Here is a 12,851-nt window from a genome sequence, read left to right as displayed (position 1 = left end):
AAGGCCGACTAAAAGCGGGCTTTGCGCCCAACGTCGGCACACCCCTATGAAGGGGAGTGTTTCCTTTATCTCATACGATTTCGTCCAGGTCATACGGCAATAACCGGGCACTTGCGCTTTTGCTCTTTAATAAGATAGTCCGTGACCAAATTCATATAGTACATCACCATTTAAACCTGGTATGGTGACAGGTAATAATCCAGTTGGTACATTTTCCCCAAAAATCGTTGCAGCTGTAGCATCAAAGCTTGCTTCTCTAAATCCGTATTGTGCAATGTAGGAATCAATTGTTGGAAATGCCATAATGTCGTATGGATTTCGGATACCTACTCCAATTACAGGTGCTTCGGTGCTTTCGATAACTTGATTGACCAGTTGCATTTGTGAGCTATCAACAGATCTACCGCTCACATTGTACGTGTAGGTTCCAACGATAACTTTATCTGCAGCTTGTACGATGCTTAATTGTTCATCTGATAAAGGTCCACTTGCTCTGACGACCTCCGTATTTGCATGGAATTCTTTAACGGCATCATATAGGGAAGAGACATAAGCATTACCGACTACAACAACCTTTTGATCAGCTGTCACGTCTAACGGCAGCACATTTTCATTTTTCACAAGAGTGATGGACTGTTCAGCTGCTTCCTTTTCGACTTGTTTATGTGCTTCAGATCCAACTACTTCATTTGCATTTGCTACTAGTTCGCTAATTGGAGTAGGGTTTTCTTCTTTAATTATTCCTCGCTTGATTTTTAGTGTTAAACTACGTTCGACAGATGCTTCGATTCGTTCTTCAGAGATTTCTCCCGATTCAACAGCTTCATACAAGCCATTAGCAACTTCTTCTAAGCCAACAGGCATCAATACAATATCTGACCCTGCTTTAACAGCTCTGATAGCAGCATCGACGGCACCAAAGTGATCTTGGATTGCACCCATATTTAATGCATCCGTAATGATCAAGCCTTCAAATCCCATGTCTTCACGCATAAGGCCTGTTAGTACTTTATGGGAAAGAGTAGCTGGTAACGAGATTTCTGTTCCATCTTTTTTCGAGATAACTTTTGTGTCATCGATTTTCGGAAAAGTCACATGAGCTGTCATAATCGCGTCTATTCCAGCCTCCATTGCTTGTTGAAATGGATAAAGTTCAACTTCCCTTAATCGCTCTAAATCATAAGGGACCTCTGGCAATCCAAGATGGGAATCAACAGCTGTATCTCCGTGTCCTGGAAAATGTTTTGCGGTTGCAGCAACACCAGTACGTTGAAGACCATTTGTATAGGCAATTCCTAGTTCAGCAACAAGTTCAGGTGATTCACCAAATGACCGAACGCCAATAACTGGATTGTCTGGGTTGTTGTTCACATCAAGTACTGGTGCAAGGTTCATGTTTATTCCGAGTGCTTTTAATTCTTCCCCAATAGCCTGTCCAACGTTACCTGCAACTTCTGTTGACCTGGTTGCACCAAGTGCCATGTTACCTGGCATGTCTGTTCCTGATTGCAGGCGTGTCACGATTCCGCCTTCCTGATCAATGGTCATGAGCAGTCCGTATTTTTCAGTTGCTTCCTGGTAATCTGCAACTAGTCTTGCTGTTTGCTCTGTAGTTACAACATTTTCTCTGAAAAGAATCACGCCACCAAGATGGTATTCCTTTACCATCTGTTCGATTTCCGGCAGCATTTCCGTTACGTTTTCGCCGTTCCAGTTTCGAAAGTCTGGCATTAATAGTTGACCGACTTTTTCTTCCATCGTCATCCCATCAATAGCGTTTGGAATGATGTCATATTTATCACCCGTTTGTTTCACAACTTTACCGCTAGAGGCTGGCTTGCCTTTCTTGTTTGATTTGTCTACTTTAAAATCAACCGCTATACGATCCTCAAAACTATCCGTTGTAACGGTAATAAAAGATCGTCCGTTTTGACCTGTAAATGTGACGACACCATCCTCATCTACTGTGGCAACGTTTTTATTGGAAGAATCCCAATTTAGCTCTGTAGATGCTTTAGTGAAATGTCCGTCTTCATAAATATTTAGGGCGTCTAGGGTGACTTTTTTATCCTTCACTTCAATCCCGGCTTCAGGAACATTCTGAAACAAGATTAGATCCTTGACTTGGTTTGTTTCTTCCGCAAAAATGTGATCGGAAGCAAAAGTAAATTGGCTACCCAACATGGTTAGAATGACGATTAAAATTAATGGTATCCGTTTTGCCTTTTTCATTCATATCCCTCCATTAGTAATTGCGTTTTGCCCATTGGTCTGGGTTATCAAATTGAAGCGATGTCTGATTGCCAGTACTGTCTTCTATGTTTGCATTTGTTACATACCATCCTCGGCCATTTGTAGAGGAATCGGTTTGATAATGGAATCTGATAAATTTGGTATCCTCAGGGAGTTGAACTTCTTTTGACTGCCAATCGATACTACTGCCTGACAAAGGCGAGATAGCAGTTGTCCAGTTCGTTCCGTCTGACGAAATCTCCACTAATCCATGATCATAGCTTTGTTCAATTCGGTACCATGTATCAAATGTGAGCGTAGCATCCGAATCGATATCAACTTGTGCGGTAAGAGAACTAGTTAGCTTGTCCCCATAACCTGAAAACCATGCATCCTGCCCTTTTGGAACAGAAACTGGGATAGCATCAGCTACCTGTCGTGCAAATTGTCGCCTAGCAGGATTTGTTGAAACCCCTACACGGCTAGGATGAACAGTGTTTGTAAGCAAGATGGCTATCGTATCGTTATTCAAATTGATAGCAATAGATGTTCCTGTATAACCAGTATGCCCAATGGTTGATGCTTCAGATAATGCATCCATATACCAACCTTGCGCAAGTTCCCAACCTAATCCATGCTCATTTCCAGTGAATTGTGGTATTTGATTTTCGACCAACAATTGAATGGTTTCCGGTTGCAGGATTTGTTTGCCACCATAACGACCATCATTGATAAACATATGTCCGAGAATAGCTAAATCATTAGCGGTAGAAAATACACCAGCATGACCAGCTACACCATCTAAGGACCAAGCATTTTCATCGTGCACATCGCCCCATACAAGACCTCTGTTTATCGCTGGTTGATATTCCGTTGCGGCAATACGATTTTTTAACGATTCTGGTGGGTTATACATGGTGTCCGTCATGTTAAGTGGCTCTAATAGGGTATCATTTACAAACTCATCAAGACGTTTACCTGCTAAACGCTCGATTATTGCACCTAGTGTGATCATGTTCAAATCACTGTAGGTATATGTTGTTCCTGGAGGATTATCTAATGGATAGTTAAAAACATAGTCTAACCGATCTTCGCGACTGTCCCCTATCGTATAAAGAGGAACCCATGCCTTGAATCCGGAAGTGTGTGTCATCAATTGTTTAATGGTCACATTTTCTTTTCCGTTTTGAGCAAATTCAGGAATGTACTTGGAAACTGGATCGTCCAATTCAAAGTAACCTTGTTCAAACAGTTTCATTGCAGCTGTCGTGGTAAAAATTTTGCTAAGGGATGCGATATCGAATATAGTATCCTTTTGCATTTCGATCGGGTTATCAACGAGATTTCCTTTATCGTCCTCATACAATAGTGCATGACCATAAGCCTTGTTTTGTACGACATGCCCACGTTTTGCAACAAATGTTACGGCTCCTGGCATGGCGTCATCAGCCATTAGTGATTCCATAATCGGATCTATTTGATCCAAAGGAGCTTGTCTCATCCCCGCACCTCTTGCCGATCCTGGATGTAAAACCGGTGAAGTTGGTCCTGGTGTTCCCCATGAAAAAACAGGGTGGGGTCGTTCTTGCACCTTCTTTTTGTTTTGTTTTTCAATCGTAGGTGAGGTTGCTGCACTAACTGGAATTGCAGTAGTTACGAGCAGTGACGACGTTAGGACAACAGACAATGAAGCATAAAACAACTTTCGATACATACCTTTTCCTCCAATCTATTAATATATGAAAGGGCTTACATTTCCCTAACTTAACTATACTCATGTTCTGTTATAGACGTCTATACCACTTAAGTCACGAAAAACTTGGGACATATTGTAGATGTGTGTCAATGGATGGGGGTAATTTGTAGGGTTTTGGTGTCCTTCGAGGATCAACTTCGCCGTAATGTCGATCAACTTCCTTGGATCGACGATTAACTTTTTGATATTTAGGATCAACTTTACTGTGATGTCGATCGACATTCTAGTAAACTTGATTGACTTTAAACTCTTGTCGATCAAGTTAATGAATTGAGCATGTAACAATAGTTAAGATTTGCTTTTTATCTAGGTGGAAATATAGATTTTCGACTCTAGTTAATAGTCAAATTTCACTTTATGTTCGCTTGTCGAATTTTCGTGCGGGTGCTAGACTAATAAAAACGTCTTTATAAGGAGGAAGTTCTTTGGCTGAGGTTACGATGAAAGATTTATTTGTTGCTATAAAGGATTTGTCAGGAGATATCGGCGGTATAAAAACAGAGATAAAAGATGTTAAAACAACCGTTAATAATATAGAAAAGAGAGTTACTAATCTAGAAACAGGAATGCAAGAAATGAGAACTGAAATACAAGAAGTAAAAGCTGAGTTAAAACATGACATTAAAAAACTAGGTATAAAGTATAAGCGCTTAACACAAGATGTGATAGATGTTAGGGCAGATATGGCTGAGTTGCAAGAGGGAACCAATTAAAGTGTGCAAATGCATGCTTATTTTTTTTGCCCAAAAAATTTATTGAAAACTAGTTAAACATTTTCCGAGCATGCCGATATAAGTAGTACATCATCAGGGAGGATGATTTGCTTGGCCTTAACGTTAGGGAGAAAGCCCGGAGAAAAACTCTATATCATTGATCCGAATGGCAATGAAATTGAAATTGAGGTCGTCAAAGGCGATCGCAACAAGCCAGAGGATTACATGAGATTACGAGTGAACGCTCCACAAGATTACAAGGTTCTCAGAGGAGAGCTGTACGACGATTTTGTTAATAACTCTAAATAAGAGTTGTTATAGATGCGAGACATAAGGATGTGCTCGCAAAAATATACTTACATGGAGGTAAGGAAAAATGAAAATTAATCACAATATCGCGGCTTTAAACACGTACAACCAGTTATCAAGAAACCAAGGTGCAACAGCAAATTCATTAGAAAAATTGTCATCTGGTCTTCGTATCAACAGTGCAGCTGACGATGCAGCAGGTCTAGCAATTTCTGAAAAAATGCGTGGACAAGTTCGTGGTTTGGAAATGGCTAGTAAGAACGCTCAAGACGGTAGACTAAAAATGCCGCTCTAAGTAGTAATACTTAGATGAACACTCCGTGAATTCGGTGGAACCCCAAACCAAACTAGCAGTGTGGATGGTGGGCAATACCGAGCCAAGCCTAATGAATTGGTAGCAAGTAGTTAGGAAGGTGTAACGACCAGGTGGTGAGGAACCATACCGATAACCCACCCACGAGCGCGGGGCATCCTAATGGGATGAAGATATGGTCTGAACTCTATGGAGACATAGAGAAGCAGCGGATAAACAGCCACTGCGATAACAAATTTGATTTCTCTTATTCAAACTGCTGAAGGTGCAATGAATGAATCACATTCAATCCTTCAACGTATGCGTGAATTAGCAGTACAAAGTGCCAATGATACGAACACTGACTCAGATCGTACAGAAATGCAAAAAGAAGTTGATCAATTATCACAAGAACTTTCGCGTATCGGTAATAATACAGAATTTAACACCCAAAATTTGTTAAGTGGTGATTTTGAAGGTACACTCCAAATTGGAGCAAATGAAGGTCAAAATTTATCTATTTCAATTGAAGATATGCGTGGCTTTGCTTTAGGAACAGCTGGAGATGTAAAAGCTGAAGTTGAAGCTACTTATACAGCTGGTAATACTGGTGCAGAAAGCATCGTAAATGGAGAATATAATGTAAGTGGTAATCAAACAGATGGTTATGAATTAGTTGCAGCTGATGGAAGTGTAGCTGCGTCATCCAATGATGGTTTAACATTTACAGGCGATGATGGAGAAACATTGGTTTTTGCGGATGAAGTGACTTCTGGAAAGGTAACTGTTGATACAACTGGTACTTCTACAGGAACAGCAAGCGTTACTAACAGTGGTCTTGAAGCAGGAACTTATACAGTTTCAGGAGATACTACTGATGGTTTCAAATTGTCCGATTCTAGTGGTGATGTCATAGCTACATCAACAGATGGTATGTCATTTGTTAACGGAGACACTGAAAATGTATTAACTACTAGCACAGTATTAGCAGCTGGTGCGGAAATATCAGTTGGTGGGACCGACATCTCTACGCAAGAATCTGCTAACGCAGCGATTACAACTATCAATAATGCAATCGAAACAGTTTCTGCTGAACGTTCTAAATTGGGTGCCGTGCAAAACCGTTTGGATCACACTATCAATAACTTAGGAACTTCTGCAGAGAACTTAACTGCTGCAGAATCACGTATCCGTGACGTTGACATGGCTAAAGAAATGATGACGTTCACTAAGAACAACATCCTTACACAAGCAGCACAAGCAATGCTAGCTCAAGCAAACCAACAACCGCAGGGCGTATTACAACTTTTACGTTAATTTAAATTATTTAATGGACTCTAGTTTTCTTACTAGGGTCTTTTATTTGAATGTGCAAACATAATTATTTTTGGGTAATAAAATGAAGTACTTATTAAAAATAGACAAACAGTTTTATCGCGAAGGAGACCATATTGCTTTTCTTGTTTACATACCAGAGGTAAAAGATATTGGGGGAACAATTTGTAAATATAAAATTATAAAGCATTATGCAGTTCTTGGACCACTAGAGGATAACAAAGAAGGTAGTTATTCGAACTTATTTGACTTTAAAGAAACCAAAAAAACATTGATTACCATACTATTGGTAATCTCCGATAGAAACAATTACAAACTGGGCTGACTGATGGAAAATCGTATGAACAACAATTAGAGGTATTTACAAAGATAATTAATAACTCTGGAAAGTTTGATAGGTTATAAAAATAACTGTTTAATGCTAAACAACAAACAATGATTTTGATTTTAGATCACCCCAATATTTTATAGAAGAAATATTCTTCAAGATGGCACAGAAATTTGGGTTGATGGGGACGGTGATTCATTGAAAAATACCAATGAAGATTGGACACAATCTAATCCGGATTATCAAAAGCACAAACTGATTCTAAAAAAGGTTTATTTTTCAGCTCTTTGAAGGAAAGGATATTACCCTCTTACAACCAAAGTTAGAAATGCTTGGATTATGCTGTGGGTTTATACGAAACTAAGGAATATGGCAAAATCCAAGAAGTGTTATAGTTTAATTGATGCCTGGCTATAGGAGATGGATGAAAGAGTTGGATAAAGCATTTAAGCCCCTGATACCACATAATGTAATGTCCTTCAATACTGGTTTTTTATGTTTTAATTAACATAGAAATATTGAGCCATGCAACCTCAAATGATCATGCGGGAGGACGAGGATAATCCTTTGATATAAATTGTTTTTATTATTCTGGCAAATCCTGATACTATATTAATGTAAAATCCTTATACAATAGCCATGAAATGTATTACAATAAAAGCATACTTAATGTGCATTATAAATGCATTAAAATTTATGGAGGTACATATATGAACGGTTTAATGAATGGAAAGAATATTGTTGTAATGGGTGTGGCGAACAATAGAAGTATTGCATGGGGAATTGCGAAGTCTTTACATCATGCAGGAGCGAACTTGATTTTCACAAATCGCCAGGAGCGTTCGAAAAAGAAGTTAGATAAGCTACTGAGTGAAAATGACATTAACGATTCTTTACTAGTCTCATGTGACGTGTCAGATGACGAAAGTATTGCTGCGGCATTTCAGGAAATTGGTGAAAAGACAGGCGTGATTCATGGTGTCGTGCATTCCGTTGCGTTTGCAGATCGCGATGATTTAAATGGTGATTTTGTTAACACCTCACGTAGCGGTTATTTGCTGGCACAAGATATTAGCTCTTATTCGCTTGTAGCGGTTACGAGAGAAGCTCGCAAGTTCATGACTGAGGGTGGCGGCATCGTGACACAATCGTATTTAGGCGCTGAGAAAGTAGTGAAAAACTACAATGTGATGGGTGTTGCAAAGGCTGCATTAGAAGCGAGTGTCCGTTATTTGGCTGAGGATGTTGGACCAGCAGGAATTCGTGTAAATGCAGTATCAGCAGGACCTGTTCGGACATTATCTGCAAAAGGTGTTTCTGGGTTTAGTGAAAAGTTATCTGTAATTGAAGAAAAAGCACCATTACGTCGTCACATTGATCAGGATCAGGTTGGCGATGCGACATTATTTTTACTAAGTGAAATGGCTCGTGGAGTTACCGGAGAAGTGCTGCATGTCGATTCGGGCTTCCACATCATAGCAGGCTCATAATTAATTATAAAATCGATGTACTCCTATTGGGTGCATCTTTTTTTGCGACTAAAGGCCTAGCAAGATGTTGTAGTTGAATACATAAGCAAACATTTGTTCGTGTTTTTATGGTTTATATGCCGTTTTTTGTGCTATACTAACAATTAGATAAGGTTCTTTTAGGTGTGGTCGGCTAGCCCTACTAGTATATATAAAGGGGGTGATGCCTTTGAGCATTTTCGAGGTGTTTGTCACCATGTTTGCATTTGGTACGTTTTTAACCGGATTGTTAACGCTCGTTGAAAAAATGATCAATAAAAAATAGACCTCCCTATTAACCCTCAAATAAGTTGATTGGGAGAGGTCTATTCAGATTGGATAGCAGATCCCCTGGGGGAACGCTTATCGATAGGCCACAGTTCCAGCTGTGGTCTAACTATTATATGCATATTTCTACCTATAGTATACCACAAACTCCCTGAATGAAAAGAATGATACCTCCATTTTGAGTAAGTGTCGTTTTATCGATGATGGTAAGAAGGGATCCTCCTACTTATGTGAACGACAGAAATATCCTGAACAAAACAAAAATACCCATGTTCTCACAAAAACCGCTTATTTCCTGGGAAATACTACAAAGTTTCCAAAAGTACTGACGTAATAAAGTTCACAGGCTTTCAATCCATTCTTTCCCCCACTTTTATCGGTAACGAAACTCAAAAGATGCCGTTTTTTTCAGCACGGATATCTACCTTAAGAAAAGACGGGGTATTATAAAGCAAAAGATTCAGATAATATTTGTAATGTTATCTGAATTTGTTATACTATTTAGTACAATAGTAATACTCAAAAAACTAGGAGGGGCTTCGTATATGGACTCATTACCATTTGTTTCATGGTTTTGGCTGTATGTTCCAATAACGGTATTAATGGTTATTGGAGTCATTACTTTTTTGATTGAAAGGAGACGTGATTAGATAATGGAAGCAATTATTAGTTTTTCCGTCTATTGTCTTGGTATGCTTATAATCGGATTGTGGACATTCAGCAAAACAAGTACACTTTCAGATTACATACTTGGTGGCAGAAGTTTAAACCCATGGGTAGCAGCGCTTTCTGCACAGGCAAGTGACTTCAGTGGTTGGCTATTACTCGGGTTACCTGGTGCGGTGTATGCATCTGGCCTTAGCGGAATCTGGCTTGGCGTCGGATTAGCAGTTGGGGCATACTTGAACTGGCAATTTATTGCTAAACGTTTGCGTCGCTATACAGAGGTTTCGAATGACTCGGTAACTTTATCGGAGTTTTTTGAAAACCGTTTCCGGGATAAAAGTCGTTCTTTGCGAGTCGTTTCTGCGCTATTTATTCTTATTTTTTATATGATTTATGTTGCATCAGGATTAGTGGCCAGTGGTAAATTATTTGTTTCCATATTTGATGGAATGACATTTACACAAGGCTTGTGGATTGGTGCCATTGTAGTTATTGCATATACATTCTTAGGTGGTTTCTTGGCAGCAAGTTATACGGATTTTATTCAAGGTTCACTCATGTTCCTGGCGTTGGTTGTTGCTCCAGTTTATGTGATTTGGGGACACCTGGGCGGTCTTTCAGGTTTATGGGAAAAGCTTTCTACGATTAATCCTGACTTACTATATGTAACAAGTTCTGTAACATCTAATTTCGCAGACGGTGTATATTGGCAAAGTGCCGGAACAGCCGGATTTATTGCAATTATTTCCTTGCTGGCATGGGGGCTTGGTTATCCAGGTCAACCACATATTGTTGCAAGGTTTATGGCAATCCGCAGCGCAAAGGACGTTCCAAAGGCTCGAATGATTGCTATGATATGGATTGGTATTTCGTTATTGGGTGCTATATTTGTAGCGCTTGCAGGAATTGCGTACTTTGATGTTCCATTAGATGATCCGGAACAGGTGTTTATACAGTTAATTCAAGTACTATTTAACCCTTGGGTAGCTGGATTTTTACTCGCAGCAGTACTTGCGGCAATTATGAGCACGATGGATTCGCAATTGGTTGTGGCATGTAGTGCACTGGCGGAAGACTTTTATAAACCATTTTTCCGTAAGCAAGCTTCACAAAAAGAATTAATGTGGGTAGGACGTATTGCAACTGTTGTTATTGCAGCAATCGCCTTAGCCTTAGCATCAACAGGTAGCCAAAGTGTACTGGGTATCGTTGCTTATGCATGGGCTGGTTTTGGTGCTGTATTTGGTCCAGCTGTTATTTTTGCATTATGGTGGAGACGTACGACAGGATTAGGTGTGTTATTCGGGATGCTTGTCGGTGGAATAACCGTAATCTTGTGGGAAATCTACCCTTCAATTGCGAGCGCACTTGGTCTCGGGGGTCTGTACTCCCTAGTACCAGGATTTGTGCTTTCTTGTCTAGTTATTTGGATTGTCAGCCTAATGGGTAAAGCACATCCAGAAGTTGAAGAAGAATTTAACCGCGCAATAGCAGATTAATCGTATGTAAACGATCTATTGGTCAGTATAATACCTGGCCAATGGATTTCTTTATGTGATAGGTAATAGATTGTAACGAAATGTGTTTTTTGCGACAATAGTGGGAAGAGTAAAGATAATACATATAGGAGTGAGCGTATGAGACAGGAAATGATTTACGGCAACACACCTTGTTATTTGGGTGGAAAAAAGGTCAACCTAGAGGACGGTAGTACAGGCGATCCTGATGTATTAGTTTTTGGTGTGCCATGGGAAGGATCGGTAACATGGGGGGATTACACTGGGTGTGAATTAGGTCCAAAAGTAATTCGTTTAAATTCAGCACGGTATTCTGGTTATTTACCCGAACTAAACCATATAGACGTAAAGGAACATTATACATTCGGGGATTTAGGAGATGTAGATGTAGTTCCGGCTGACACGAGAGAAACCATGCGTCGGATTGAAAACTTTTCAAGTAAGGTGTGGAAAACAGAAAAGTTTCCAGTTGCATTTGGTGGCGATCATGGAATTACGTACCCAATTGTAAAGGCTCTAAGTGAAGAAATTGACGGGCAGGTCGGAATTATTCATTTAGATGCACACTATGATAATCATCCGGATTATGAGGGTGATTTATTTGCAAGAAGTACACCATTCCATCGAATTTATGAGAGTGAAAGTGTACGCAATGAAAGTATTGTGCATATGGGAATCCATGGTCCACGTAATAAACCGGAAACAGGCAGGTACGCAGATGAAGTAGGTGCAACAACGATTTCCGCCCGTCAAATTAGACAATCAAAGAATTTAGTTGAGTTAGCACGTGATGCTTACAAGATTGCAAGTGAAGGAACGGAGGCAGTTTACTTAAGCATTTGTAGCGATGTATTAGACTTCGCATTTAATCCAGGCGGACCGGTAGATGGAAATGGCTTAACCTCTTATGAATTAGTCGAACTGGTATATGAGTTTGCAAAGCTGGGAATTCGCGGAATGGATTATGTGGAAGTATATCCACAACAGGATACAAATGATAATTCATCGCATTTTGTATCCACTGTAGTTTTATACGCACTGGCAGGTAGAATTTTGAACGAACAAAAATAAAAATGTGTGATGGGATAACCCTTTGTCTATGGGTTGTCCCATTTTTGATTGTCAGGAGTTTGAAGAGATTATTATACCAATACGTGCATTTCAAATTAACCTAAGGCAAATTTGACTGCCTTTGTCGCATGGATACCCATCGTATTGTATAGATCAAGTGGACTGTCTTCCTGTTTGATGATTAACGGAATTTCTGTACAGCCCAATACAATTGCTTGTGCACCAGACGAACGAAGCCCTTCTATCATGGATTGGATTTTCTTTTTAGAGTCAAGTAAAAATTCACCTTGGCATAGCTCCTCAAAAATAATTCGATTTAATTCAGTCCTGGCAGATTGGTCAGGAATGACAACCTGAATTCCGCGTTTCTCTAATCTGTCATGATAAAAGTCTTCTTCCATCGTATAACGTGTTCCAAGTAGCCCTACTTTTGGAATTTTATCCTCACTTATAGCCTCAGCGGTTGCATCGCCAATGTGAATAAGAGGAACGTTGATCGCTTTCTGAACAGGATCGGCTACTTTATGCATGGTATTTGTACAGATTACCAAACAATCAGCACCTGCAGACTCCAGCTTTTTGGCAATATCGCTTATTATGATTGCAGCCTTTTCCCACTCATTCTGCTGTTGCAGGTGTTCAATTTCACTGAAATTGACACTATACATGATGCATTCTGCTGACGTGAGTCCACCAACCTGATTGCTTATTTTCTTGTTAATCATGCGATAGTACTCCAATGAAGACTCCCAGCTCATTCCGCCGATCAGGCCGATTGTTTTCAAGATGAATGCCCCCCAAAGATATTATTTCTATTTTAGTCCTTTGAACGAAAA

11 protein-coding genes and 1 pseudogene are annotated in these 12,851 nt (G+C 39.7%); 9 read left to right on the top strand and 3 right to left on the bottom strand.

Annotated features, from left to right (window positions below):
- Positions 1-126 precede the first annotated feature (126 nt).
- Complete coding sequence (locus tag AC3G7N_RS02050; RefSeq protein WP_489420473.1) at positions 127-2,232, bottom strand: glycoside hydrolase family 3 protein; 2,106 nt, start codon at positions 2,230-2,232, stop codon at positions 127-129.
- A gap of 13 nt (positions 2,233-2,245) precedes the next feature.
- Positions 2,246-3,946, bottom strand: a complete 1,701-nt coding sequence (locus AC3G7N_RS02045; protein ID WP_489420472.1) for a serine hydrolase domain-containing protein — start codon at positions 3,944-3,946, stop codon at positions 2,246-2,248.
- Between the two features lie 467 nt (positions 3,947-4,413).
- On the opposite strand from AC3G7N_RS02045, the gene AC3G7N_RS02040 reads away from it, so the two are divergent.
- The 9 genes and pseudogenes from AC3G7N_RS02040 (at position 4,414) to AC3G7N_RS02000 (ending at position 12,015) form a co-directional block, all read left to right on the top strand.
- Complete coding sequence (locus AC3G7N_RS02040) at positions 4,414-4,701, top strand: hypothetical protein (RefSeq protein ID WP_489420471.1); 288 nt, start codon at positions 4,414-4,416, stop codon at positions 4,699-4,701.
- 111 nt (positions 4,702-4,812) lie between these two features.
- Positions 4,813-5,010, top strand: a complete 198-nt coding sequence (locus AC3G7N_RS02035) for a carbon storage regulator (protein WP_489420470.1) — start codon at positions 4,813-4,815, stop codon at positions 5,008-5,010.
- A gap of 67 nt (positions 5,011-5,077) precedes the next feature.
- Positions 5,078-5,284: pseudogene (locus AC3G7N_RS02030) on the top strand (flagellin N-terminal helical domain-containing protein); the annotation flags it as partial.
- Between the two features lie 276 nt (positions 5,285-5,560).
- On the top strand, positions 5,561-6,619 hold the full coding sequence (locus AC3G7N_RS02025) for a flagellin (protein WP_489420469.1): 1,059 nt from the start codon (positions 5,561-5,563) through the stop codon (positions 6,617-6,619).
- Between the two features lie 82 nt (positions 6,620-6,701).
- Positions 6,702-6,962 (top strand): hypothetical protein, encoded by a 261-nt coding sequence (locus AC3G7N_RS02020; protein ID WP_489420468.1) that lies wholly within the window; start codon positions 6,702-6,704, stop codon positions 6,960-6,962.
- 713 nt (positions 6,963-7,675) lie between these two features.
- Entirely contained in the window at positions 7,676-8,455 is a 780-nt protein-coding gene (gene fabI / locus AC3G7N_RS02015) for an enoyl-ACP reductase FabI (RefSeq protein ID WP_489420467.1), read from the top strand.
- Between the two features lie 208 nt (positions 8,456-8,663).
- On the top strand, positions 8,664-8,759 hold the full coding sequence (locus tag AC3G7N_RS02010; RefSeq protein ID WP_489420466.1) for a putative holin-like toxin: 96 nt from the start codon (positions 8,664-8,666) through the stop codon (positions 8,757-8,759).
- A 655-nt stretch (positions 8,760-9,414) separates the two neighbouring features.
- Complete coding sequence (putP, locus tag AC3G7N_RS02005) at positions 9,415-10,926, top strand: sodium/proline symporter PutP (RefSeq protein WP_489420465.1); 1,512 nt, start codon at positions 9,415-9,417, stop codon at positions 10,924-10,926.
- A 138-nt stretch (positions 10,927-11,064) separates the two neighbouring features.
- A complete protein-coding gene (locus tag AC3G7N_RS02000) occupies positions 11,065-12,015 on the top strand; it encodes an agmatinase family protein (RefSeq protein ID WP_489420464.1) in 951 nt (316 codons plus the stop codon).
- Between the two features lie 95 nt (positions 12,016-12,110).
- Here AC3G7N_RS02000 and AC3G7N_RS01995 read toward each other — a convergent pair whose 3' ends face one another.
- On the bottom strand, positions 12,111-12,800 hold the full coding sequence (locus AC3G7N_RS01995) for an aspartate/glutamate racemase family protein (protein WP_489420463.1): 690 nt from the start codon (positions 12,798-12,800) through the stop codon (positions 12,111-12,113).
- Between the last annotated feature and the right edge of the window lie 51 nt (positions 12,801-12,851).

The sequence above is a fragment of the Virgibacillus carmonensis genome, from assembly GCF_057836705.1.
This window is presented reverse-complemented; position numbering and strand designations above follow the sequence as displayed.